Below are 23,820 nucleotides of genomic sequence, written 5' to 3' on the forward strand. Positions count from 1 at the left end.
CCGTTCATCGAATCGAGACATTTTGTCTGGGTTTGATGGGCAGGAAGGTCGGGGCCTTGCCTTGACTGGGGACAAGATCCTCTTTAGACTCTTGTACCCCTAAATTTGGCGGGAATTCGTTCCTGCCATTTTGCTTTTCTTGCAAGACAATAGCGTCGCAAGACAACAGTGGAGCTAGTAGATGGCAACTATCAACCAGCTGGTACGTCAGCCGCGTAAGCGTATCGTCGAGAAATCCGACGTACCTGCGCTGCAAAACTGCCCGCAACGTCGTGGCGTATGCACCCGTGTGTATACAACTACGCCGAAAAAACCTAACTCGGCACTGCGTAAAGTATGCCGTGTGCGCCTGACCAACGGTTTCGAGGTTTCCTCGTACATCGGTGGTGAAGGTCACAACCTGCAAGAACACAGCGTGGTACTGATTCGTGGCGGTCGTGTAAAAGACTTGCCAGGTGTTCGTTATCACACCGTTCGCGGCTCTTTGGATACTTCCGGCGTTAAAGGTCGTAACCAAGGTCGTTCGAAGTACGGTACCAAGAAGCCGAAGTAGTCTTCGGTTTCCGGTAAATAATGCAGATTTCTTTTTTTCTGAGTCGATAAGAGTAAGGTCGGACCTGCATCTTTCAGATGTAATGGTTCCGAGCTAACCTGAAGACCGTTTGAGGGCTTATCCATGCCAAGAAGACGCGTAGCAGCCAAGCGCGAAGTGCTTGACGATCCAAAATACGGAAGCCAAATTCTGGCCAAGTTCATGAACCACGTGATGGAAAGCGGCAAGAAAGCCGTTGCCGAGCGTATCGTTTATGGCGCGCTGGAAAAGGTTAAAGAACGCAAGAACAGCGATCCCCTGGAACTCTTCGAGAAAGCTCTCGACGCCATCGCTCCGCTGGTCGAAGTGAAGTCGCGCCGTGTAGGCGGTGCTACTTACCAGGTTCCGGTCGAAGTTCGTCCGTCCCGTCGTAACGCCCTGGCAATGCGCTGGTTGGTAGACTTCGCCCGCAAGCGCGGCGAGAAGTCTATGGCTCTGCGTTTGGCTGGCGAACTGTTGGACGCTGCCGAAGGTAAAGGTGCTGCTGTTAAGAAGCGTGAAGACGTGCACCGTATGGCCGAAGCTAACAAAGCTTTCTCGCACTACCGCTTCTAATTTCAGCTTCACTAATTTTGCGAGGGCTTTATGGCTCGTACTACTCCGATTAGTCGCTACCGTAACATCGGTATCGTCGCTCACGTGGATGCTGGTAAAACCACCACCACCGAGCGCGTACTGTTTTACACTGGCAAAAGTCACAAAATGGGCGAGGTGCATGATGGCGCCGCGACCACAGACTGGATGGTTCAGGAGCAGGAGCGTGGTATTACCATTACTTCTGCTGCCATTACCGCCTTCTGGAAAGGTTCTGCCAAGCAGTACAAAGACGAGCACCGCTTCAACGTAATCGATACCCCGGGCCACGTTGACTTCACCATTGAAGTTGAACGTTCCCTGCGTGTACTCGACGGCGCGGTTGTTGTGTTCTGTGGTACCTCGGGCGTTGAGCCTCAGTCGGAAACCGTATGGCGTCAAGCCAACAAATACGGCGTTCCACGTCTTGTTTACGTAAACAAGATGGACCGTGCTGGCGCCAACTTCCTGCGCGTTATCGAGCAGATCAAGAAGCGTCTGGGCCACACTCCAGTTCCAATCCAGTTGGCTATCGGTTCCGAAGACAACTTCCAGGGTCAGATCGATCTGATCAACATGGAAGCTGTGTACTGGAACGATGCTGACAAAGGTATGGTTCCTGTTCGCAAAGAGATTCCAGCTGAGCTGAAAGATCTTGCTGACGAGTGGCGCGACAACATGGTTCAGGCTGCTGCCGAAGCCAACGAAGAGCTGATGAACAAGTACCTCGAAGGTGAAGAATTCACCATCGCGGAAATCAAGGCGGCTCTGCGTCAGCGTACTATCGCTGGTGAGATCGTCCTGGCTGTTTGCGGTTCTTCCTTCAAGAACAAGGGTGTTCCCCTGGTTCTCGACGCCGTTATCGACTTCCTGCCTGCACCTACCGATATTCCTGCCATCAAGGGTACTGACCCGGATGACGAGAGCATCGAGCTGGAGCGTCATGCAGACGACAACGAGCCGTTCTCGGCTCTGGCGTTCAAGATCGCTACCGACCCATTCGTGGGTACCTTGACCTTCGTTCGAGTTTACTCGGGCGTGTTGAACTCCGGCGACGGCGTGATCAACTCGGTTAAAGGCAAGAAAGAGCGCGTGGGTCGTATGGTGCAAATGCACGCAAACGCCCGTGAAGAGATCAAGGAAGTACGCGCTGGTGACATCGCGGCCTTGATCGGCATGAAGGACGTCACCACTGGTGAGACTCTGTGCAACGCTGACAAGCCAATCATCCTGGTTCGCATGGACTTCCCGGAGCCGGTTATTTCGGTTGCCGTAGAGCCTAAGACCAAGGATGACCAGGAAAAAATGGGTGTTGCACTGGGCAAGCTTGCTCAGGAAGATCCATCTTTCCGCGTTAAAACTGATGAAGAGACTGGTCAAACGATCATCTCTGGCATGGGCGAGCTGCACCTGGACATCCTGGTTGACCGGATGCGCCGTGAGTTCAACGTCGAAGCCAACATCGGTAAGCCTCAGGTTTCGTATCGTGAGCGCATCACGAAGAACTGTGAGATCGAAGGCAAGTTCGTTCGTCAGTCCGGCGGTCGTGGTCAGTTCGGCCACTGCTGGATTCGTTTTGCACCTGCTGACGAAGGTCAGGAAGGTCTGCAGTTCGTGAACGAAGTGGTAGGTGGTGTGGTTCCTAAGGAATACATCCCGGCTATCCAGAAGGGTATCGAAGAGCAGATGAAGAACGGTGTTGTTGCCGGCTATCCGCTGATCGGCCTGAAGGCTACCGTGTTTGATGGTTCTTACCACGACGTCGACTCCAACGAGATGGCGTTTAAGGTGGCTGCTTCCATGGCGACCAAGCAACTGGCTACCAAAGGTGGCGGTGAGCTGCTTGAGCCGATCATGGCGGTAGAGGTTGTTACACCTGAAGACTATATGGGTGACGTGATGGGCGACTTGAACCGTCGTCGCGGCATGATCCAGGGTATGGAAGATACGGTCTCCGGCAAAGTAATTCGTGCTGAAGTACCGTTGGGTGAAATGTTCGGTTATGCGACCGACGTTCGTTCCATGTCCCAGGGTCGCGCAAGCTACTCTATGGAATTCAAAAAATACGATACAGCTCCGGCGCACATCGTCGAAACTGTTACTAAAAAACAAGGCTGATTTAGTTCAGTCCTTTAGGCAAGGAGTTAATTGTCGTGGCTAAAGAAAAATTTGATCGTTCCCTACCGCACGTCAACGTTGGCACTATCGGTCACGTTGACCATGGTAAAACCACGCTGACTGCAGCTCTGACCCGTGTTTGCTCCGAAGTTTTCGGTTCGGCAATCGTTGACTTCGATAAAATCGACAGCGCGCCAGAAGAAAAAGCTCGTGGTATCACGATCAACACTGCGCACGTTGAATACAACTCGCACATTCGTCACTACGCTCACGTTGACTGCCCAGGTCACGCTGACTATGTGAAGAACATGATCACCGGTGCTGCCCAGATGGACGGCGCGATCCTGGTTTGTTCGGCCGCTGATGGTCCGATGCCACAAACCCGTGAGCACATCCTGCTGTCCCGTCAGGTTGGCGTTCCGTACATCGTGGTTTTCCTGAACAAGGCTGACCTGGTAGACGACGCTGAGCTGCTGGAACTGGTTGAGATGGAAGTTCGTGACCTGCTGTCGACTTACGACTTCCCAGGCGACGACACTCCGATCATCATCGGTTCGGCTCGTATGGCGCTGGAAGGCAAAGACGACAACGAAATGGGCACCACTGCCGTTCGTAAACTGGTTGAAACTCTGGATACCTACATTCCAGATCCAGTTCGCGTAATCGACAAGCCATTCCTGATGCCAATCGAAGACGTATTCTCGATTTCGGGTCGTGGTACTGTTGTTACCGGTCGTATCGAGCGCGGTATCGTTCGCGTTCAAGATCCGCTGGAAATCGTTGGTCTGCGTGACACTACTGTTACCACCTGCACCGGCGTTGAAATGTTCCGTAAGCTGCTCGACGAAGGTCGTGCGGGCGAGAACTGCGGCGTGCTGCTGCGCGGCACCAAGCGTGACGACGTAGAGCGTGGCCAGGTTCTGGTTAAGCCAGGCTCGGTTAAGCCACACACTACCTTCGAAGCTGAAGTGTACGTGTTGAGCAAAGAAGAAGGCGGTCGTCACACTCCGTTCTTCAAAGGCTACCGTCCTCAGTTCTACTTCCGTACTACTGACGTAACTGGTAACTGCGAACTGCCGGAAGGCGTTGAGATGGTAATGCCGGGCGACAACATCAAAATGGTTGTTACCCTGATCAAAACCATCGCAATGGAAGACGGTCTGCGTTTCGCAATCCGTGAAGGCGGTCGTACCGTTGGCGCTGGCGTTGTAGCCAAAATCATCGCGTAAGTGATGTTTGCCTGAAAAAAGCCCCCGCTCAGCGGGGGCTTTTTTTATTGAGTTGACACCTACTGGGGTCGTCTATAGAATTGCGCCTCCTTTTAACGGGCGTATTGCGCTCGGTGGGAACAGCAATCTGGAGTCTGAAATCCAATGCAAAATCAGCAAATCCGTATCAGGTTGAAGGCTTTTGACCATCGCCTGATCGACCAATCAACCCAGGAAATCGTGGAAACCGCGAAACGTACTGGTGCTCAAGTGCGTGGTCCAATTCCACTGCCTACCCGTAAAGAGCGGTTCACCGTTCTGGTCTCCCCGCACGTCAACAAAGACGCGCGTGACCAGTACGAGATCCGTACTCATAAGCGCGTACTGGACATCGTCCAGCCAACGGATAAAACCGTTGATGCACTTATGAAGCTTGATCTTGCGGCCGGTGTGGAAGTGCAGATCAGCCTCGGCTAAGACTTGGGTCTTAGTCGTGTAACGCTCTGAAATGGGCGGCCATAGCGGGTGAAAGCCCCGTACACTCATGAGGTTTACAACATGACTATTGGTGTAGTCGGTCGTAAATGCGGTATGACCCGTATTTTCACCGAAGAAGGTGTCTCCATTCCGGTCACGGTCATTGAGATCGAGCCGAATCGCGTCACCCAGTTCAAAACTGAAGAAACCGATGGCTATCGTGCAGTGCAAGTCACTGTCGGCGAGCGTCGCGCTTCGCGTGTAACAGCTGCTCAAGCGGGTCACTTCGCTAAAGCAAACGTTGCCGCCGGTCGTACCGTAATGGAATTCCGCCTTGAAGAAGGCGAGTACCAGGCTGGCGATCTGATCAACACTGAAATCTTCACCGCTGGCCAACTGGTTGATGTAACCGGTCAGTCCAAAGGTAAAGGCTTCCAGGGTACGATCAAGCGTTGGAATTTCCGTGGCCAAGACAACACTCACGGTAACTCCGTTTCCCACCGCGTCCCGGGCTCTATTGGCCAGTGCCAGACTCCTGGTCGTGTATTCAAGGGCAAAAAAATGTCCGGTCATATGGGCGCTGAGCGCGTGACCGTGCAGTCCCTGGAAGTAGTGCGCGTCGACGCTGAACGCAATCTGTTGTTGGTCAAGGGTGCTGTTCCTGGCGCTACTGGCGGCAACCTGGTTGTACGTCCAGCGGCCAAGGCTCGCGGTTAAGGGGAAGCTGACATGCAATTAAATGTAAATGACGCTCAAGCGATCGAAGTTTCCGAACTGACTTTCGGCGGCGAATTCAACGAGACGCTGGTTCACCAAGCAGTCGTGGCCTACATGGCCGGCGGCCGTCAAGGTAGCAAGCAGCAAAAGACCCGTTCCGACGTTCGTGGTGGCGGTAAGCGCCCTTGGCGTCAGAAAGGTACTGGCCGTGCTCGTGCCGGTACTATCCGTAGCCCAATCTGGCGTGGCGGCGGTACCACTTTCGCAGCTCGTCCACAGGATCACTCTCAGAAGCTGAACAAGAAGATGTATCGCGCAGCAATGCGTTCCATCCTTGCTGAGCTGGTGCGTACTGATCGTCTGGTCGTGGTTCAGGACTTCGCTGTTGAAGCACCGAAAACCAAAGATCTGCTCAACAAGCTGAATGGCATGGGTCTGACTGATGTCCTGATCGTGTCTGAAGGTGTTGATCAGAACCTGTACCTGGCTGCTCGTAACCTGCCACACGTTGATGTACGTGACGTGCAAGGTTCCGATCCAGTTAGTCTGATCGCATACGACAAGGTGTTGATCACCGTGTCGGCCGTGAAGAAATTCGAGGAGCTGCTGGGATGAACCAGGAACGCGTATTTAAAGTTCTGCTTGGCCCGCACGTTTCCGAGAAGGCTACGGTTCTGGCAGACAAGAAAGGCCAGTTCGTTTTCAAGGTTGCTACTGATGCAACCAAGCTGGAAATCAAGAAGGCCGTCGAAAGCCTGTTCAGCGTGAAAGTTGAGCGTGTTACTACCCTGAACGTTCTGGGTAAGAGCAAGCGCACCGCTCGCGGCGTGGGCAAGCGTAATGACTGGAAGAAGGCAGTAATCTCCCTTCAGCCAGGCCAAGATCTCGATTTCAGCAGCAGTGCTGAGTAAGGAAGGGGTGCATCATGGCAATCGTTAAATGCAAACCGACTTCCCCTGGCCGCCGTCATGTGGTCAAGGTGGTCAACCAGGAGCTGCATAAAGGCGCTCCTCACGCACCGCTGCTCGAGAAGAAATCGAAGTCTGGTGGTCGTAACAACAATGGCCGTATTACCACTCGTCACATCGGTGGTGGTCATAAGCAGCATTACCGTATGGTCGACTTCCGTCGCAACGACAAAGATGGCATTCCAGCCACTGTTGAGCGTATCGAATACGATCCAAACCGTACTGCTCACATCGCTCTGATGCTGTACGCAGACGGCGAGCGCCGCTACATCATCGCCCCTAAAGGCGTGAGTGCTGGCGACCAGCTGATTTCGGGTGCTTTGGCCCCAATCAAGCCGGGTAACTCGTTGCAACTGCGCAGCATTCCAGTTGGTAGCACCGTACACGGCATCGAATTGAAGCCGGGTAAAGGCGCGCAAATCGCACGTTCCGCTGGTGCTTCGGCTCAGCTGGTCGCTCGTGATGGTGTCTATGTGACCCTGCGTCTGCGCTCTGGTGAAATGCGTAAAGTCCTGGCTGAATGCCGTGCGACCCTGGGTGAAGTCTCGAACTCCGAGCACAGCCTGCGTTCGCTGGGTAAAGCTGGTGCCAAACGCTGGCGTGGCGTTCGCCCAACCGTTCGTGGTGTTGCCATGAACCCGGTTGACCACCCACATGGTGGTGGTGAAGGTCGTACCTCTGGTGGTCGTCATCCGGTATCGCCATGGGGCTTCCCGACTAAGGGCGCGAAGACTCGTGGTAATAAGCGTACCGACAAAATGATCGTCCGTCGTCGCAAGTAAATAGAGGGATACGACAGTGCCACGTTCTCTGAAAAAAGGTCCTTTTATTGATCTTCACCTACTGAAGAAGATCGAAGTGGCGGCGGAAAAGAACGATCGCAAACCGGTGAAAACCTGGTCGCGTCGTTCGATGATCCTGCCACAAATGGTCGGTCTGACCATCGCTGTGCATAACGGTCGTCTTCATGTCCCAGTTCTCGTGAACGAAGACATGGTTGGCCATAAACTAGGCGAGTTTGCCGGTACCCGCACTTATCGTGGGCACGTGGCAGACAAGAAAGCCAAGCGTTAAGGGGTAAGGAACGATGGAAGTAGCCGCTAAGTTGTCGGGCGCTCGAATCTCCGCCCAGAAAGCCCGCTTGGTCGCCGACCAGATCCGCGGGAAGAAGGTGGGCGAAGCGCTCAACCTGTTGGCTTTCAGCAACAAGAAAGCCGCCGAGATCATCAAGAAAGTGCTGGAGTCGGCCGTAGCCAACGCCGAGCATAACGAAGGCGCAGACGTTGACGACTTGAAAGTCGCCACCGTTTTCGTCAACGAAGGGCGTTCGCTGAAGCGCATCATGCCGCGTGCCAAAGGCCGCGCTGATCGCATCGTCAAGCGGTCTTGCCATATCACTGTCAAGGTTGCTGACAAGTAACGGAGTCGAAGAGATGGGTCAGAAAGTACATCCCATTGGCATTCGCCTGGGAATCGTCAAGGAGCACACCTCCGTCTGGTACGCAGACGGCCGGACTTATGCGGACTACTTGTTCGCTGATCTGAAGGTGCGTGAATACCTCCAAGACAAACTAAAAAGCGCGTCCGTAAGCCGTATCGATATCCATCGTCCGGCCCAAACTGCACGTATCACCATCCACACCGCTCGTCCAGGTATCGTTATCGGGAAGAAAGGTGAAGATGTTGAGAAACTGCGTCAGGACCTGACCAAGCAAATGGGTGTGCCTGTGCACATCAATATCGAAGAGATCCGCAAGCCGGAACTCGACGGTATGCTGGTTGCGCAGAGCGTAGCTCAGCAGCTGGAGCGTCGTGTAATGTTCCGTCGCGCGATGAAACGCGCTGTACAGAACGCTATGCGCATTGGTGCCAAAGGCATCAAAATCCAAGTGAGCGGTCGTCTCGGCGGTGCTGAAATCGCACGTACTGAATGGTATCGCGAAGGTCGTGTGCCATTGCACACCCTGCGTGCCGACATCGACTATGCCAACTACGAAGCTCACACCACTTACGGTGTGATCGGTGTAAAGGTTTGGATCTTCAAAGGCGAAGTAATTGGTGGTCGCCAAGAAGAACTGAAGCCACAAGCACCAGCGCCTCGTAAAAAAGCTGCTAAGTAAGGGGTACGCCAAATGTTACAACCTAAGCGTACGAAGTTCCGCAAGCAAATGACTGGCCACAACCGTGGCTTGGCATTGCGCGGTAGCAAAGTCAGCTTCGGCGAATACGCGCTGAAGTCTGTTGCTCGTGGTCGTCTCACCGCTCGTCAGATCGAATCAGCGCGTCGTGCACTGACCCGTCACGTTAAGCGTGGCGGCAAGATCTGGATCCGTGTATTCCCGGACAAGCCTATTTCCAAGAAGCCCCTAGAAGTTCGTATGGGTAAAGGTAAGGGTAACGTGGAATATTGGGTTGCCCAGATTCAGCCAGGCAAAGTCCTGTATGAAATCGAGGGTGTTACTGAAGAGCTGGCGCGTGAGGCTTTCGCCCTGGCTGCTGCAAAGCTGCCGCTCGCCACCTCCTTTGTTAAACGGACGGTGATGTGATGAAAGCGAATGAACTTCGTGAAAAATCCGCACAGCAGCTGAACGAGCAACTGCTCGGCTTGCTGCGCGACCAGTTCAATCTGCGTATGCAGAAAGCAACTGGCCAGTTGGGGCAGTCGCATCTGCTCTCGCAAGTTAAGCGTGACATCGCTCGCGTGAAGACTGTGCTCAAACAGCAGGCAGGTAAGTAATCATGGCTGAAGCCGAAAAGACTGTCCGTACGCTGACTGGCCGTGTTGTCAGCGACAAGATGGACAAAACCATCACCGTACTGATCGAGCGTCGCGTTAAGCACCCGATCTACGGTAAATACGTTAAGCGTTCGACTAAGCTGCACGCGCACGACGAAACCAATCAGTGCCACATCGGCGACAAAGTCACTATTCGTGAAACTCGTCCGATGGCCAAGACCAAGTCTTGGGCCCTGGTTGATGTTCTCGAACGCGCTGTGGAAGTCTAAGGACTAGGGGTCGGAGAAATTATATGATTCAGACTCAATCCATGCTCGATGTGGCCGATAACAGCGGCGCACGCCGCGTTATGTGCATCAAGGTGCTGGGTGGCTCCCATCGTCGTTACGCTGGTATCGGTGACATCATCAAAGTTACCGTGAAGGAAGCAATTCCTCGCGGTAAAGTGAAAAAAGGCCAAGTGATGACTGCTGTTGTAGTCCGCACTCGTCACGGCGTACGTCGTGCTGATGGCTCCATTATCCGCTTTGATGGCAACGCTGCTGTTCTTCTGAACAACAAGCAAGAGCCGATCGGCACCCGTATCTTTGGGCCAGTGACCCGTGAACTTCGTACTGAGAAGTTCATGAAGATCGTCTCGCTCGCCCCAGAAGTGCTGTAAGGAGATCCGACATGCAAAAGATTCGTCGTGACGACGAGATCATCGTGATCGCCGGCAAAGACAAAGGTAAGCGCGGTAAGGTGCTTAAGGTTCTCGCTAACAACCGTCTGGTTATTGGCGGTCTGAACCTGGTTAAGCGTCATACCAAGCCTAACCCGATGTCGGGCGTACAAGGCGGTATCGTCGAGAAAGAAGCTCCACTGGACGCTTCTAACGTGGCCATCTTCAACAGCGAAACCAGCAAAGCAGATCGCGTTGGTTTCAAAGTAGAAGAAGGCAAAAAAATTCGTGTCTTCAAGTCGACCCAAAAAGCGGTTGATGCTTGAACACTGCTAGGTAGATGAGACCATGGCACGACTAAAAGAGATTTACCGGAAGGAAATCGCTCCGAAACTTAAGGAAGAACTTAAGCTTTCGAACGTGATGGAAGTTCCGCGCGTTACCAAAATCACCCTGAACATGGGTTTGGGCGAAGCGATCGGTGATAAGAAAATCATCGAGCACGCTGTAGCTGATTTGGAAAAAATCACGGGTCAAAAATGTGTAGTGACCTACGCTCGCAAGTCCATCGCAGGCTTCAAAGTTCGCGAAGGCTGGCCGATCGGCGTTAAGGTTACTCTGCGCCGTGAGCGTATGTACGAATTCCTGGATCGTCTGCTGTCGATCTCCCTGCCTCGGGTACGCGACTTCCGCGGCCTGAATGCCAAGTCCTTCGATGGTCGTGGTAACTACAGCATGGGCGTTAAAGAGCAGATCATCTTCCCGGAAATCGACTACGACAAAATCGATGCTCTCCGCGGTCTGGACATTACCCTGACCACCACTGCTCGGACGGATGATGAAGGTCGCGCCTTGCTGCGTGCTTTCAAATTCCCGTTCCGCAACTGATTGGAGTAGGACCATGGCTAAGATGAGCATGAAAAACCGCGAGCTGAAACGTCAGCTCACGGTTGCCAAGTTCGCCAAGAAGCGTGCAGCACTGAAAGCTATCATCGTGGATCTGAACGCAAGTCCAGAAGCACGTTGGGAAGCTCAAGTTGCTCTGCAGAAGCAGCCACGTGACGCAAGCGCTGCGCGCATGCGTAACCGCTGCCGCCTGACTGGCCGTCCGCATGGTGTTTACCGCAAGTTCGGCCTTGGCCGTAACAAATTGCGTGAAGCAGCAATGCGTGGCGACGTACCAGGTCTGGTTAAAGCCAGCTGGTAAGGCGTACAGGCAAAGTCACCCCTGTCAGGGTTGCAAGATCCTGACAGCCGGTGACCTTGAATATGAATCAAGCCCCTATTGGGGCTTGATTCATTTCTGGCGTGTGTCTAGAATGACCGGCTCGCCTGAGCCCGTGCTTTTTAAGCATTGAGTACTCGGCGACAGTTGTAGCCGCAAGGCTAATTCTTTTTGTATCAGGAGCGTCTAGCCCATGAGTATGCAGGACCCGTTAGCGGACATGCTAACTCGAATCCGTAATGCCCAGATGGCTGAAAAGTCCGTCGTAAGCATGCCATCTTCCACGTTGAAGGTAGCTGTAGCCAAAGTTCTCAAAGACGAAGGTTACATCGCGGATTATCAGATCAGCAGCGAAATCAAGCCACTGCTGTCTATCGAGCTGAAGTACTTCGAAGGCCGTTCGGTTATCGAAGAAGTTAAGCGCGTTAGCCGTCCAGGCCTGCGTCAGTACAAGTCCTCCGAAGATCTGCCGAAAGTTCGTGGCGGTCTGGGTGTGTCTATCGTCTCCACCAGCAAAGGTGTGATGACGGATCGTGCTGCGCGCGCTGCCGGTGTCGGCGGCGAAGTTCTTTGCACTGTGTTCTAAGGGGGGATAAGCATGTCACGCGTCGCTAAGAACCCCGTTAAGCTGCCAGCTGGTGTCGAAGTAAAATTCGCCGGCCAACAGCTTTCGGTGAAGGGTGCCAAGGGTACTCTAGAACTGAACATCCATTCGTCCGTTGAGATTGTTGAAGAAGCTGGTGAGCTGCGTTTCGCTGCTCGCAATGGCGATCAACAAACTCGCGCAATGGCTGGTACCACTCGTGCGTTGGTAAACAACATGGTCCAAGGCGTAAGCCAAGGCTTCGAGCGCAAGCTCCAGCTGGTCGGTGTTGGTTACAAAGCGCAAGCAAAAGGCACAGTGCTGAACCTGGCTCTTGGCTTCTCGCACCCAGTGGATTACGAGTTGCCGGAAGGCATCACCGCTGAGACTCCTAGCCAAACCGATATCCTGATCAAGGGTATTGATAAGCAGCTGGTAGGTCAGGTGGCCGCTGAGATCCGCGGTTTCCGTCCGCCAGAGCCTTATAAAGGCAAGGGTGTACGTTACGCGGACGAAGTCGTCCGTCGTAAAGAAGCCAAGAAGAAGTAGGGCATAGCAAATGACCGACAAAAAAGTTACTCGCCTGCGCCGCGCTCGCAAAGCACGTCTGAAAATGCACGAACTAGAAGTCGTGCGTCTCTGCGTGTTCCGCTCGGCACAGCACATATACGCCCAGGTCATCTCGGCCGACGGCAGCAAAGTCCTGGCAAGCGCCTCGACTTTGGACAAAGAACTGCGTGATGGTGCCACTGGCAACATCGACGCGGCCACAAAGGTTGGCCAGCTGGTCGCTACGCGTGCAAAAGCCGCTGGCGTCTCGCAGGTGGCTTTCGACCGCTCTGGCTTCAAGTACCACGGCCGCGTGAAAGCGCTGGCTGAGGCTGCTCGTGAAGCTGGGCTGGAGTTCTAAGTTATGTCAAATAACGACCAAAAGCGCGACGAAGGCTACATCGAGAAGCTGGTTCAAGTTAACCGCGTAGCCAAAACCGTTAAAGGCGGCCGTATCTTCACTTTCACCGCGTTGACCGTGGTTGGTGATGGTAAAGGGCGCGTTGGCTTCGGCCGTGGCAAGTCACGTGAAGTGCCTGCTGCGATCCAGAAGGCAATGGAAGCTGCTCGCCGCAACATGATCCAAGTGGACCTGAACGGCACCACTCTGCAGTACGCCATGAAATCCGCCCACGGCGCTTCCAAGGTTTACATGCAGCCTGCTTCTGAAGGTACCGGTATCATCGCTGGCGGCGCTATGCGTGCTGTCCTCGAAGTTGCTGGCGTTCAGAACGTACTGGCTAAGTGCTACGGCTCGACTAACCCGGTAAACGTGGTTCACGCCACTTTTAAAGGTTTGAAAGCTATGCAGTCTCCAGAATCTATTGCCGCCAAGCGTGGCAAAAGCGTCAAGGAGATCTTCTGATCATGGCTACCGTTAAAGTAACGCTGATCAAAAGCATGACCGGCCGCATCCCTAACCACAAACTGTGCGTTAAGGGTCTGGGTCTGCGTCGCATCGGTCACACTGTAGAAGTACTTGATACTCCCGAGAATCGCGGGATGATCAACAAGGCTTACTACATGCTGCGTGTAGAGGGTTAATCGATGAAACTCAATGATCTGAGTCCAGCGCCGGGTTCCCGTCGCGAAAAGCATCGTCCGGGCCGTGGTATCGGTAGTGGTTTGGGTAAGACTGGTGGCCGTGGTCACAAAGGTCAGACTTCCCGCTCCGGTGGCACCATCGCTCCAGGCTTTGAAGGCGGCCAACAGCCACTGCATCGCCGTCTGCCTAAGTTCGGTTTCGTATCCCTGAAAGCCATGGATCGCGCAGAAGTGCGTTTGTCCGAGCTGGCTAAAGTGGAAGGCGACATCGTAACTGTGCAGACCCTGAAAGATGCCAACGTGATCAACGTCAACGTACTGCGTGTGAAAATCATGCTGTCCGGTGAAGTGACTCGCGCTGTCACAATCGGCAAGGGAATCGGCGCCACCAAAGGTGCGCGTTCGGCTATCGAAGCAGCTGGCGGCAAGTTCGAGGAATAAATGGCTAAGCAAGGTGCTCTCTCAGCGCTCAGCAAAGGCGGGTTATCCGAGCTCTGGGCTCGACTGCGTTTTCTATTCCTGGCGATTATCGTCTACCGGATAGGCGCACACATCCCAGTTCCAGGTATTAACCCGGACCGGCTGGCGGACCTGTTTCGACAGAATGAGGGGACCATACTTAGCTTGTTCAACATGTTTTCCGGCGGCGCGCTGGAGCGGATGAGTATTTTTGCGCTGGGGATCATGCCGTACATTTCGGCATCGATCATCATGCAGCTTATGTCCGCTGTCAGCCCGCAACTGGAGCAGTTGAAGAAGGAAGGTGAAGCTGGCCGTCGCAAGATTAGCCAGTACACCCGCTACCTCACTGTCGTTCTTGCTCTTGTCCAGGCTATTGGCATGTCCATTGGTCTGGCAGGGCAGGGCGTAGCGTTCACTGGTGACCTGGGCTTCCATTTCGTTGCAGTAACCACGTTTGTGGCGGGTGCAATGTTCATGATGTGGCTGGGTGAGCAGATTACTGAGCGTGGTGTTGGCAACGGTATCTCGATGTTGATTTTTTCGGGTATCGTCGCCGGTCTTCCGAGAGCAATCGGGCAGTCTTTCGAGTCTGCACGTCAGGGCGATATCAATATCTTCGCCCTGGTTGCTATCGGTTTGCTGGCAGTAGCGATTATCGGTTTTGTGGTGTTCATTGAGCGTGGCCAGCGTCGTATTGCTGTTCACTACGCCAAGCGTCAGCAGGGCCGCAAGGTGTTTGCTGCGCAGACTAGCCACCTACCGCTGAAAGTGAATATGGCCGGCGTTATCCCGGCTATTTTTGCGAGCAGCATTTTGCTGTTCCCGGCTTCGCTGGGTGCCTGGTTCGGTCAGTCTGAAGGTATGGGCTGGTTGCAGGACATCTCGCAGTCGATCGCTCCTGGTCAGCCGTTGAATATTCTGCTGTTTAGTGCAGGGATTATTTTCTTCTGCTTCTTCTATACGGCGTTGATGTTCAATCCGAAAGACGTAGCGGAAAACCTGAAGAAGTCCGGTGCCTTTATTCCGGGTATCCGTCCAGGTGAGCAGTCGGCACGCTATATTGATGGCGTTTTGACTCGTTTGACTCTGTTCGGTGCTCTTTATATGACGGCCGTGTGCCTGTTGCCCCAGTTCCTGGTGGTTGCGGCAAACGTTCCGTTCTACCTTGGCGGGACCTCGTTGCTGATCGTTGTTGTGGTTGTTATGGACTTCATGTCCCAAGTACAATCGCACCTCGTTTCGCACCAGTACGAATCCCTGATGAAGAAAGCCAACCTGAAGGGCTACGGCAGCGGCATGCTCCGCTGAAGTACTACCCCGTAAGGTGAGAGGAGTTGGTGATGAAAGTTCGTGCATCGGTGAAAAAGCTGTGCCGTAACTGCAAGATTATTCGCCGCGAAGGTGTTGTTCGGGTAATTTGCAGCGCGGAACCACGTCACAAACAGCGCCAAGGCTGAGTGTGATCTGTTTGAAGCCCAGCAGCTAGTGCGCTGCTGGGTTGATTATTTGTTATTACAGCGATATTATCTCGCGCCCTATTTCTTGGCTTCCGGGGCGTAGGTAGCTGTCAATTGGAGTCCCACTGAATGGCCCGTATTGCAGGCGTTAACATTCCAGATAACAAGCACACTGTTATCTCGCTGACCTACATCTATGGTGTTGGTCGCACTACCTCACAGAAAATCTGTGCGGATGCTGGTGTAAACCCAGCCGCTAAGATCAAGGATCTGAGCGACGAGCAGATTGAGTTGCTGCGTGGCGAAGTGGCGAAGTTCACCACTGAAGGTGACCTGCGTCGTGAAGTCAACATGAAAATCAAACGCTTGATGGACCTGGGCTGCTACCGCGGTCTGCGCCATCGTCGTGGTCTTCCAGTGCGCGGTCAGCGTACCAAGACCAACGCGCGTACTCGCAAAGGTCCGCGTAAGCCGATCCGCAAGTAATCGCACCAGCGAATCGACAGGAATTTAGTCATGGCAAAACCTGCTGCTCGTCCTCGTAAAAAAATTAAAAAGACAGTGGTTGATGGCATCGCCCACATCCACGCGTCTTTCAACAACACCATCGTGACCATCACGGATCGTCAGGGTAACGCGCTTTCTTGGGCTACCTCTGGTGGTTCGGGTTTCCGCGGTTCACGCAAGTCCACCCCGTTCGCTGCTCAAGTAGCTGCTGAACGTGCTGGTCAAGCTGCGCTGGAATATGGCCTGAAAAACCTTGACGTTAACGTCAAGGGCCCAGGTCCAGGTCGTGAGTCCGCTGTCCGTGCTTTGAACGGCTGTGGCTATAAGATCGCCAGCATCACCGACGTGACGCCAATCCCGCACAACGGGTGCCGTCCGCCGAAGAAGCGCCGCGTGTAATCAGGAGACTGTAAAGAATGGCTCGTTACATTGGTCCAAAATGCAAACTGGCACGTCGTGAAGGCACTGATCTCTTCCTGAAGAGTGGTGTGCGCGCTATCGAATCGAAGTGCAATATTGAAGCTGCTCCAGGCATCCACGGCCAACGCCGCGGTCGCCAATCCGACTACGGTACCCAACTGCGTGAAAAGCAGAAGGTCCGTCGTATCTACGGCGTTCTCGAGCGTCAGTTCAGCGGCTACTACAAACAAGCTGCTGGCAAAAAAGGTGCAACCGGTGAAAACCTGCTGCAACTGCTCGAATGCCGCCTGGATAACGTCGTATACCGTATGGGTTTCGGTTCTACTCGTGCCGAATCTCGTCAGTTGGTATCGCACAAGTCGATCAGCGTTAACGGTCAGACCGTAAACGTTCCGTCCTACCAGGTTCGTGCTGGTGACGTGGTCGCTATCCGCGAGAAAGCAAAGAACCAGCTTCGCATTGTCCAAGCTCTCGATCTGTGTGCCCAACGTGGCCGCGTAGAATGGGTAGAAGTAGACACTGAGAAGAAGTCGGGCGTTTTCAAGAACGTTCCTGCTCGCAGTGATCTGTCCGCCGACATCAACGAAAGCCTGATTGTCGAGCTCTACTCCAAGTAAGGGCTAGAAAATAGGTGCATCCATGCAGATTTCGGTAAATGAGTTCCTGACACCTCGCCATATTGATGTGCAAGTTGTCAGTCCAACCCGCGCTAAAATCACTCTCGAGCCTCTCGAGCGTGGTTTTGGCCACACCCTGGGCAACGCGCTGCGCCGCATCCTGTTGTCCTCAATGCCAGGCTGTGCAGTAGTCGAGGCCGAGATTGACGGTGTGCTCCACGAGTACAGCGCCATCGAAGGTGTACAGGAAGACGTAATTGAAATCCTGTTGAACCTTAAAGGTCTGGCTATCAAGCTGCACGGCCGTGACGAAGTTACGCTGACCTTGTCGAAGAAGGGTTCGGGGGTGGTTACCGCTGCCGATATTCAGCTGGATCATGATGTCGAGATCGTTAATCCCGATCACGTAATCGCCAACCTGGCGTCTAACGGCGCCTTGAACATGAAGCTCACCGTAGCTCGTGGTCGTGGTTATGAACCAGCAGACTCGCGTCAGAGCGATGAAGACGAAAGCCGCAGCATTGGTCGCTTGCAGCTGGATTCTTCGTTCAGCCCGGTTCGCCGTATCGCATACGTGGTGGAAAACGCCCGTGTCGAGCAGCGTACTAACCTGGACAAGCTGGTTATTGATCTGGAAACCAACGGTACACTGGATCCTGAAGAGGCCATTCGTCGTGCTGCAACCATCCTGCAACAGCAGTTGGCTGCATTCGTCGACCTCAAAGGTGACAGCGAGCCAGTGGTAATCGAGCAGGAAGACGAGATCGATCCGATCCTGCTTCGTCCTGTTGACGATCTGGAACTGACCGTGCGTTCGGCCAACTGCCTTAAGGCGGAGAACATTTACTACATCGGTGACCTTATTCAGCGCACCGAAGTAGAACTGTTGAAGACTCCGAACCTGGGCAAGAAATCCTTGACTGAAATCAAGGACGTTCTGGCCTCCCGTGGTCTGTCCCTCGGCATGCGCCTCGACAACTGGCCGCCTGCAAGTCTTAAGAAGGACGACAAGGCGACTGCCTGATCGTCGTAATCACCGAACGTTGTGTTTGGTAAGGAATGAACCATGCGTCATCGTAAAAGTGGTCGTCACCTGAGCCGCACTAGCTCGCACCGCAAGGCTATGTTTCAAAACATGGCAGTGTCGTTGTTCGAGCACGAGCTGATCAAAACGACTCTGCCGAAAGCCAAAGAATTGCGTCGCGTTGCTGAGCCGCTGATTACTCTGGCCAAGATTGATTCTGTTGCTAACCGCCGTCTGGCCTTCGACCGTACTCGTTCGAAAGCCATGGTTGGTAAGCTGTTCAACGATCTGGGCAAGCGTTATGCAACTCGTGAGGGTGGCTACCTGCGCATCCTCAAGTGCGGTTTCCGCGCTGGCGACAACGCGCCTATGGCGTACGTCGAGTTGGTTGATCGTCCAGTTGGCGGTGAAGCTGTATCCGCTGAGTAAGACGTCAGTCTCTACAAAGAACCGGGCCTAGTGCCCGGTTTTTTGTGCGCGTTCGATTATCATTATCTATTGATTCTGATCATTTAATGCATTTGCCCATGTTTAGTTCATGGTCAATACTCCTCGTCAGCCGATTAGCCGGCAGTACAAAGACTGACTGAGGAAGCACACACATGAGCCAGACCAAAACGCTTACAACCGCCAGCGGCGCTCCAGTTGCTGATAACCAGAATTCTCGTTCTGCCGGCCCTCGTGGCCCTCTGCTTCTCGATGACTTTCACCTGATTGAAAAGCTCGCGCACTTCAACCGTGAAAACATTCCTGAGCGTCGCGTACACGCCAAGGGATCGGGTGCCCACGGTACCTTCACCCTGACCCGGGACATGGCTCAGTACAGCAGCGCCAAGCTGTTTGACACCATCGGCAAGCAAACCCCGACCTTTCTGCGTTTCTCCACCGTAGGCGGTGAACGCGGCTCGGCAGATACAGAGCGTGACCCTCGTGGTTTCGCCCTTAAGTTTTACACCGAGGAAGGCAACTGGGACATTGTTGGTAACAACACCCCGGTGTTCTTTATCCGCGACCCTTTGAAGTTTCCCGATTTTATCCACACCCAAAAACGCCTGCCGCAAAGCAACCTGAAAAGTGCACAGATGATGTGGGACTTCTGGTCGCACTCCCCTGAGTCGTTGCACCAGGTCACCATCCTGTTTTCCGATCGCGGGATTCCTGATGGTTACCGTCATATGCATGGCTTCGGCAGCCATACGTACAGCCTGATCAATGCTGCGGGTGAGCGTCACTGGGTCAAATGGCACTACAAAACCAAGCAGGGCATCAAGAACTTGCCGCCTGCAGAGGCTGCACGCCTTGCCGGAACGGATCCGGACTACGCGCAGCGCGATCTGTTTGGTGCCATCGAACGTGGTGATTTCCCGAAATGGCGCGTGTGCATGCAGGTCATGACCGAAGCCCAGGCGGCGGCTCACTACGAGAACCCGTTTGACGTGACCAAGACCTGGTCGCAGAAAGAGTTCCCGCTGATCGAAATCGGTGAGCTGGAGTTGAACCGCAACCCGCTCAACTACTTTGCAGAAGTGGAGCAGGCTGCGTTTGGCCCGAGCAACATGATCCCCGGCGTAGGCCTGTCGCCTGACCGTATGCTGCAAGGCCGTGTGTTCGCGTATGCCGATGCCCATCGCTACCGTGTAGGCACCAACCACCAGCACCTGCCTATCAACTCGCCACGGGTACCTGTGCATAACTATCAGCGCGATGGCTCTATGGCCTTCGGCAACAATGGCGGCGCTGCACCGAACTATGAGCCAAACAGCTATGGCGACGCGCCGAAACAAGCGCCTCAATACGCTGAACCGCCGTTGGCCCTGAGTGGTGCCGCAGATCGCTACGATCATCGCGTGGACAGCGATTACTACAGCCACGCCGGTGCCCTGTTCCGTCTGATGAACGACGAGCAGAAAGCCCTGCTGATCGACAATATTGCAGGGGCTATGGCCGGTGTAACGGCGGATGTCGTCGAGCGCCAGCTGCAGCATTTCTACAATGCTGATCAGGCTTACGGTGATGGTGTTGCCAAGGCGCTGGGTGTACAGCGTAACTAACTCTAAGTGAGAAGCAGAACCGCCCTCAATTGGGCGGTTTTTGCGTTTTTTAACCCTGTTTTCTCTTCAAAACAGGGGTTTTATTGCGATTTAGCAGTGACCTCTCAGTCGGCTTGGTTCAAACTACAGTCTTTCAAGCAGGGAGATGTAAGGCGATGCAAGGCCACCCGGATGTAATCGATTATCTCAACACGTTGCTGACCGGCGAATTGGCTGCGCGTGACCAATATTTCGTCCATTCCCGTATGTACGAGGATTGGGGCTTTACCAAGCTGTACGAGCGCATCAACCACGAAATGGAAGAAGAGGCACAACACGCTGATGCGTTGATGCGCCGGATTCTGATGCTCGAAGGCACGCCGCGCATGCGCCCGGATGACCTGGATGTGGGCACCACGGTGCCTGAGATGTTCGCTGCCGACCTGCGCCTTGAATACAAGGTCCGTGCCGCGCTGTGCAAGGGCATCGCCCTGTGCGAGCTGCACAAGGACTATGTGAGCCGCGACATGCTGCGTATTCAGCTGGCAGATACTGAAGAAGATCACACCTACTGGCTGGAAAAACAGCTGGGCCTGATCAAGTCGATTGGTCTGCAGAACTACCTGCAATCGCAGTTCTGATCCAGGGAAGCTGAGATTCTTTTGGTGGGCGCGTGGCTTGCCCGCGATGCAGGCAACGCAGTCTTTCTGATGCGCCGCATCGCTGCCATCGCGAGCAAGCCCGCTCCCACAAGAGATTGATTTGCGCTCAGTAAAAAGCCCCTGCCATCTCACGATGGCAGGGGCTTTTTCGTATCGCGATTTAAGCCTTGTCGCGAATCAGCAGTGGCTTCAGGTAGAAGCCCGTGTGTGATTGCTTCATCTCGGCTACTTCTTCCGGTGTACCGGTAGCAATAATCTGCCCACCCTTGGAACCCCCCTCCGGCCCAAGATCCACCAGCCAGTCAGCTGTCTTGATCACGTCCAGGTTGTGCTCGATCACCACCACGGTGTTGCCGTGGTCACGAAGACGATGCAGCACATCCAGCAATTGCTGGATATCGGCAAAGTGCAAACCGGTTGTAGGCTCATCGAGGATATACAGGGTCTTGCCGGTATCACGCTTGGACAGCTCGCGGGACAACTTGACCCGCTGCGCCTCACCGCCTGACAGCGTGGTGGCGGATTGTCCGAGCTTGATATAGGACAAGCCTACATCCATCAGTGTTTGCAGCTTACGCGCCAGTGCAGGCACTGCGTCGAAGAACTCCCGCGCTTCCTCGATGGTCATCTCCAACACTTCGTGAATGTTCTTGCCCTTGTATTTGATCTCAAGGGTTTCACGGTTATAGCGTTTGCTCTTGCACACATCGCACGGCACATAGATGTCCGGCAGAAAGTGCATTTCTACCTTGATCAAGCCATCACCCTGACAGGCCTCGCAGCGTCCGCCCTTCACGTTGAAGGAGAAACGCCCGGGGCCGTAACCGCGGGAGCGCGATTCAGGCACGCCCGAAAACAGTTCACGGATTGGCGTGAACAACCCGGTGTAGGTCGCCGGGTTGGAGCGCGGGGTGCGGCCAATCGGGCTTTGGTCGATGTCGACGACCTTGTCCAGATGCTCCAGCCCCTTGATGCTGTCGTGCGCCGCAGCTTCCAGCGTGGTCGCGCCATTGAGGGCCGTGGCGCTGAGCGGATAGAGCGTGTTGTTGATCAGGGTCGATTTGCCTGAGCCGGACACCCCGGTGACACAGGTCAACAGGCCGATGGGGATTTCCAGATCCACATTGCGCAGGTTATTACCACGAGCGCCCTTGAGCGACAGTGTCAGCTTCTTGTTGCGCGGCGTGCGCTTGGCAGGTACGGCAATCTTCACCCGGCCCGACAGGTATTTGCCCGTCAGGGAGTCAGGGTGGGCCATGACCTCGGCCGGCGTGCCTTGCGCGACGATATGGCCGCCATGCACACCTGCACCCGGGCCGATATCCACCACATAGTCCGCCAAGCGAATGGCGTCTTCGTCGTGCTCCACCACAATCACGGTGTTGCCGATATCACGCAGATGCTTGAGGGTGCCCAGCAAGCGATCGTTATCGCGCTGATGCAGGCCGATAGAGGGCTCGTCGAGGATATACAGCACCCCGACCAGGCCAGCGCCAATCTGGCTAGCCAGACGAATACGCTGGGCTTCACCGCCCGACAGCGTATCGGCACTACGGTCCAGGGACAGATAGTCGAGCCCCACATTCACCAAAAACTGCAGGCGCTCGCGAATTTCCTTAAGGATCTTGTCGGCGATTTCGCCACGACGCCCGGTCAGGCTCAATGTGCTGAAGTATTCGGTAGCATCACCGATAGGCAGGCTGGTGACCGCTGGCAGGGTTTTTTCGCCGACCCATACATGACGGGCTTCACGACGCAGTCGGGTACCGCGGCAATCCGGGCAGGACTGGGTGCTGAGGAACTTGGCCAGTTCTTCGCGCACGGTGGCCGACTCGGTTTCGCGGTAGCGGCGTTCGAGGTTCGGCACGATGCCTTCGAACGGGTGCGCGCGTTTGACGATATCGCCGCGATCGTTCAGATAGCGGAAATCCACGTTCTGCGTGCCGCTGCCATACAGGATGACCTTTTGCTTGTCAGCCGGCAGTTCGCTGAAAGGTACTTCAAGGCTGAAGTCGTAATGCTTGGCCAGCGCCCCGAGCATCTGGAAGTAATACACGTTACGCCTGTCCCAGCCGCGTATCGCGCCTTCGGCCAGGGTCAGCTCGCCATTGACCAGACGCTTGATATCGAAGAACTGCTTGACCCCCAAACCATCGCAGGTCGGGCAGGCACCTGCCGGGTTGTTGAAGGAGAACAGCTTGGGCTCCAGCTCGCTGATCGCGTGGCCGCAAATCGGGCAGGCAAAGCGTGCGGAGAAGATCATCTCTTCGCCGGGCTCATCGTCCATCGGCGCGACCAAGGCAATGCCATCGGCCAGCTTCAGCGCGGTCTCGAACGACTCGGCCAGGCGCTGTTGCAAGTCGGCGCGCACTTTAAAGCGGTCGACCACCACATCGATGGAGTGTTTTTTCTGTTTGTCGAGCTTGGGCAACTCGTCCAGCTCACAGAGCTTGCCGTTGACCCGGGCGCGAACAAAGCCCTGGGCGCGCAGCTCTTCAAACACCGACAGGTGTTCGCCCTTGCGCTCGCGAATCACCGGTGCAAGCAGCATCAATTTGCTGCCTTCAGGCTGCGCCAACACCAGATCGACCATCTGGCTGACGGTCTGCGCTTCCAGAGGAATATCGTGGTCCGGGCAACGCGGGATACCGACGCGGGCATACAGCAGGCGCAGGTAATCGTAGATCTCGGTGATGGTGCCGACGGTGGAGCGCGGGTTGTGCGAGGTCGATTTCTGTTCGATGGAAATCGCCGGCGACAGACCTTCGATGGTATCGACGTCAGGCTTTTCCATCATTGACAGGAACTGTCGCGCATAGGCTGACAGCGACTCGACATAACGTCGCTGGCCCTCGGCGTACAAGGTGTCAAACGCCAGGGATGATTTGCCGGAGCCAGACAGTCCGGTGATGACGATCAGTTTGTCCCTTGGCAGGGTCAGGTCGATGTTCTTCAGGTTGTGGGTTCGTGCCCCACGTATCAGGATCTTGTCCACTGCGGCCTCGCTTGGCGGGCATAACGTAAACGAATGAGTATACGGATCTGTGTGAAAGCTGTGCAGGCCTTGATGGCCCGATGTCATTCAAGCAGCCTTTATAACTTTTGCGTGACAAAGCGTCGCGGCGCTCTCGTGTATGTGCTGTTACTCGATGGGACTGATAGAATCGCCGCCGGTTCACATGAGGTTTT

General features: G+C 54.6%; 35 protein-coding genes. 34 read left to right on the top strand and 1 reads right to left on the bottom strand.

What is annotated here, in order from left to right; translation table 11 throughout:
- Positions 1-181: 181 nt before the first annotated feature.
- From rpsL to bfr, 34 genes are all read left to right on the top strand, one after another.
- Positions 182-553, top strand: a complete 372-nt coding sequence (rpsL, locus tag AB3G35_RS05365) for a 30S ribosomal protein S12 (protein WP_002555494.1) — start codon at positions 182-184, stop codon at positions 551-553.
- Between the two features lie 123 nt (positions 554-676).
- Positions 677-1,147: a 30S ribosomal protein S7 gene (rpsG, locus tag AB3G35_RS05370; protein ID WP_016779172.1), complete on the top strand. Its 471-nt coding sequence runs from the start codon at positions 677-679 to the stop codon at positions 1,145-1,147.
- 30 nt (positions 1,148-1,177) lie between these two features.
- Positions 1,178-3,283, top strand: coding sequence for an elongation factor G (gene fusA / locus AB3G35_RS05375; protein ID WP_029611192.1), 2,106 nt, complete (start codon positions 1,178-1,180; stop codon positions 3,281-3,283).
- A 35-nt stretch (positions 3,284-3,318) separates the two neighbouring features.
- Complete coding sequence (tuf, locus tag AB3G35_RS05380; RefSeq protein ID WP_016779174.1) at positions 3,319-4,512, top strand: elongation factor Tu; 1,194 nt, start codon at positions 3,319-3,321, stop codon at positions 4,510-4,512.
- 144 nt (positions 4,513-4,656) lie between these two features.
- Complete coding sequence (gene rpsJ / locus AB3G35_RS05385; RefSeq protein ID WP_003186070.1) at positions 4,657-4,968, top strand: 30S ribosomal protein S10; 312 nt, start codon at positions 4,657-4,659, stop codon at positions 4,966-4,968.
- Between the two features lie 81 nt (positions 4,969-5,049).
- Positions 5,050-5,685 (top strand): 50S ribosomal protein L3, encoded by a 636-nt coding sequence (rplC, locus tag AB3G35_RS05390; RefSeq protein ID WP_016779175.1) that lies wholly within the window; start codon positions 5,050-5,052, stop codon positions 5,683-5,685.
- Between the two features lie 12 nt (positions 5,686-5,697).
- Entirely contained in the window at positions 5,698-6,300 is a 603-nt protein-coding gene (rplD, locus tag AB3G35_RS05395) for a 50S ribosomal protein L4 (protein WP_016779176.1), read from the top strand.
- Positions 6,297-6,596, top strand: a complete 300-nt coding sequence (rplW, locus tag AB3G35_RS05400; RefSeq protein WP_003444375.1) for a 50S ribosomal protein L23 — start codon at positions 6,297-6,299, stop codon at positions 6,594-6,596. The genes rplD and rplW overlap by 4 nt, the downstream gene beginning before the upstream one ends.
- Before the next feature lie 14 nt (positions 6,597-6,610).
- Positions 6,611-7,435, top strand: coding sequence for a 50S ribosomal protein L2 (rplB, locus tag AB3G35_RS05405; protein ID WP_016779177.1), 825 nt, complete (start codon positions 6,611-6,613; stop codon positions 7,433-7,435).
- 16 nt (positions 7,436-7,451) lie between these two features.
- Complete coding sequence (gene rpsS, locus AB3G35_RS05410; RefSeq protein ID WP_003232420.1) at positions 7,452-7,727, top strand: 30S ribosomal protein S19; 276 nt, start codon at positions 7,452-7,454, stop codon at positions 7,725-7,727.
- 13 nt (positions 7,728-7,740) lie between these two features.
- Entirely contained in the window at positions 7,741-8,073 is a 333-nt protein-coding gene (gene rplV / locus AB3G35_RS05415; protein WP_003444373.1) for a 50S ribosomal protein L22, read from the top strand.
- 13 nt (positions 8,074-8,086) lie between these two features.
- On the top strand, positions 8,087-8,773 hold the full coding sequence (gene rpsC / locus AB3G35_RS05420) for a 30S ribosomal protein S3 (RefSeq protein WP_003176422.1): 687 nt from the start codon (positions 8,087-8,089) through the stop codon (positions 8,771-8,773).
- 12 nt (positions 8,774-8,785) lie between these two features.
- The gene (rplP, locus tag AB3G35_RS05425; RefSeq protein WP_016779178.1) at positions 8,786-9,199 is read left to right on the top strand and encodes a 50S ribosomal protein L16; all 414 of its coding nucleotides are present in this window, start codon (positions 8,786-8,788) and stop codon (positions 9,197-9,199) included.
- Complete coding sequence (gene rpmC / locus AB3G35_RS05430; RefSeq protein ID WP_003444371.1) at positions 9,199-9,390, top strand: 50S ribosomal protein L29; 192 nt, start codon at positions 9,199-9,201, stop codon at positions 9,388-9,390. Before rplP ends, rpmC begins: the two co-directional genes overlap by 1 nt.
- 2 nt (positions 9,391-9,392) lie before the next feature.
- Positions 9,393-9,659 (top strand): 30S ribosomal protein S17, encoded by a 267-nt coding sequence (gene rpsQ / locus AB3G35_RS05435; protein ID WP_003194644.1) that lies wholly within the window; start codon positions 9,393-9,395, stop codon positions 9,657-9,659.
- A gap of 23 nt (positions 9,660-9,682) precedes the next feature.
- Complete coding sequence (rplN, locus tag AB3G35_RS05440) at positions 9,683-10,051, top strand: 50S ribosomal protein L14 (RefSeq protein ID WP_002555479.1); 369 nt, start codon at positions 9,683-9,685, stop codon at positions 10,049-10,051.
- Positions 10,052-10,062: 11 nt separating this feature from the next.
- Positions 10,063-10,377, top strand: a complete 315-nt coding sequence (gene rplX / locus AB3G35_RS05445; protein WP_016779179.1) for a 50S ribosomal protein L24 — start codon at positions 10,063-10,065, stop codon at positions 10,375-10,377.
- Positions 10,378-10,399: 22 nt separating this feature from the next.
- On the top strand, positions 10,400-10,939 hold the full coding sequence (rplE, locus tag AB3G35_RS05450; protein ID WP_003444368.1) for a 50S ribosomal protein L5: 540 nt from the start codon (positions 10,400-10,402) through the stop codon (positions 10,937-10,939).
- 13 nt (positions 10,940-10,952) lie between these two features.
- Positions 10,953-11,258 carry a 30S ribosomal protein S14 gene (gene rpsN, locus AB3G35_RS05455; protein ID WP_003444367.1) on the top strand — a complete coding sequence of 102 codons (306 nt, stop codon included), beginning with the start codon at positions 10,953-10,955 and terminating at the stop codon, positions 11,256-11,258.
- Positions 11,259-11,469: 211 nt separating this feature from the next.
- Complete coding sequence (gene rpsH / locus AB3G35_RS05460; RefSeq protein ID WP_003444366.1) at positions 11,470-11,862, top strand: 30S ribosomal protein S8; 393 nt, start codon at positions 11,470-11,472, stop codon at positions 11,860-11,862.
- A 12-nt stretch (positions 11,863-11,874) separates the two neighbouring features.
- A complete protein-coding gene (gene rplF, locus AB3G35_RS05465) occupies positions 11,875-12,408 on the top strand; it encodes a 50S ribosomal protein L6 (RefSeq protein WP_016779180.1) in 534 nt (177 codons plus the stop codon).
- Positions 12,409-12,418: 10 nt separating this feature from the next.
- Positions 12,419-12,769: a 50S ribosomal protein L18 gene (gene rplR / locus AB3G35_RS05470; protein ID WP_016779181.1), complete on the top strand. Its 351-nt coding sequence runs from the start codon at positions 12,419-12,421 to the stop codon at positions 12,767-12,769.
- A 3-nt stretch (positions 12,770-12,772) separates the two neighbouring features.
- Positions 12,773-13,273 carry a 30S ribosomal protein S5 gene (gene rpsE, locus AB3G35_RS05475; RefSeq protein ID WP_003186035.1) on the top strand — a complete coding sequence of 167 codons (501 nt, stop codon included), beginning with the start codon at positions 12,773-12,775 and terminating at the stop codon, positions 13,271-13,273.
- A 2-nt stretch (positions 13,274-13,275) separates the two neighbouring features.
- Complete coding sequence (gene rpmD, locus AB3G35_RS05480) at positions 13,276-13,452, top strand: 50S ribosomal protein L30 (RefSeq protein ID WP_003186033.1); 177 nt, start codon at positions 13,276-13,278, stop codon at positions 13,450-13,452.
- 3 nt (positions 13,453-13,455) lie between these two features.
- Complete coding sequence (rplO, locus tag AB3G35_RS05485) at positions 13,456-13,893, top strand: 50S ribosomal protein L15 (protein WP_016779182.1); 438 nt, start codon at positions 13,456-13,458, stop codon at positions 13,891-13,893.
- On the top strand, positions 13,894-15,222 hold the full coding sequence (secY, locus tag AB3G35_RS05490) for a preprotein translocase subunit SecY (protein WP_029611193.1): 1,329 nt from the start codon (positions 13,894-13,896) through the stop codon (positions 15,220-15,222). It abuts the gene before it with no gap.
- 32 nt (positions 15,223-15,254) lie between these two features.
- A complete protein-coding gene (rpmJ, locus tag AB3G35_RS05495; protein WP_002555468.1) occupies positions 15,255-15,371 on the top strand; it encodes a 50S ribosomal protein L36 in 117 nt (38 codons plus the stop codon).
- Positions 15,372-15,500: 129 nt separating this feature from the next.
- Positions 15,501-15,857: a 30S ribosomal protein S13 gene (rpsM, locus tag AB3G35_RS05500; RefSeq protein WP_016779184.1), complete on the top strand. Its 357-nt coding sequence runs from the start codon at positions 15,501-15,503 to the stop codon at positions 15,855-15,857.
- 30 nt (positions 15,858-15,887) lie between these two features.
- Positions 15,888-16,277, top strand: coding sequence for a 30S ribosomal protein S11 (rpsK, locus tag AB3G35_RS05505; protein WP_007924177.1), 390 nt, complete (start codon positions 15,888-15,890; stop codon positions 16,275-16,277).
- 17 nt (positions 16,278-16,294) lie between these two features.
- On the top strand, positions 16,295-16,915 hold the full coding sequence (gene rpsD / locus AB3G35_RS05510; protein WP_003444359.1) for a 30S ribosomal protein S4: 621 nt from the start codon (positions 16,295-16,297) through the stop codon (positions 16,913-16,915).
- 22 nt (positions 16,916-16,937) lie between these two features.
- On the top strand, positions 16,938-17,939 hold the full coding sequence (gene rpoA, locus AB3G35_RS05515; RefSeq protein WP_003176403.1) for a DNA-directed RNA polymerase subunit alpha: 1,002 nt from the start codon (positions 16,938-16,940) through the stop codon (positions 17,937-17,939).
- 42 nt (positions 17,940-17,981) lie between these two features.
- Entirely contained in the window at positions 17,982-18,368 is a 387-nt protein-coding gene (rplQ, locus tag AB3G35_RS05520) for a 50S ribosomal protein L17 (protein ID WP_016779185.1), read from the top strand.
- A gap of 173 nt (positions 18,369-18,541) precedes the next feature.
- Positions 18,542-19,990: a catalase gene (locus AB3G35_RS05525; RefSeq protein WP_086795746.1), complete on the top strand. Its 1,449-nt coding sequence runs from the start codon at positions 18,542-18,544 to the stop codon at positions 19,988-19,990.
- 155 nt (positions 19,991-20,145) lie between these two features.
- Positions 20,146-20,610 carry a bacterioferritin gene (gene bfr, locus AB3G35_RS05530; protein WP_106116893.1) on the top strand — a complete coding sequence of 155 codons (465 nt, stop codon included), beginning with the start codon at positions 20,146-20,148 and terminating at the stop codon, positions 20,608-20,610.
- A 181-nt stretch (positions 20,611-20,791) separates the two neighbouring features.
- Here bfr and uvrA read toward each other — a convergent pair whose 3' ends face one another.
- Positions 20,792-23,626 (bottom strand): excinuclease ABC subunit UvrA, encoded by a 2,835-nt coding sequence (gene uvrA / locus AB3G35_RS05535; protein ID WP_016779188.1) that lies wholly within the window; start codon positions 23,624-23,626, stop codon positions 20,792-20,794.
- Positions 23,627-23,820 lie beyond the last annotated feature (194 nt).

Origin of the sequence: Pseudomonas sp. WC2401 (genome assembly GCF_041200115.1) — a bacterium.
GTDB lineage: Bacteria > Pseudomonadota > Gammaproteobacteria > Pseudomonadales > Pseudomonadaceae > Aquipseudomonas > Aquipseudomonas fragi.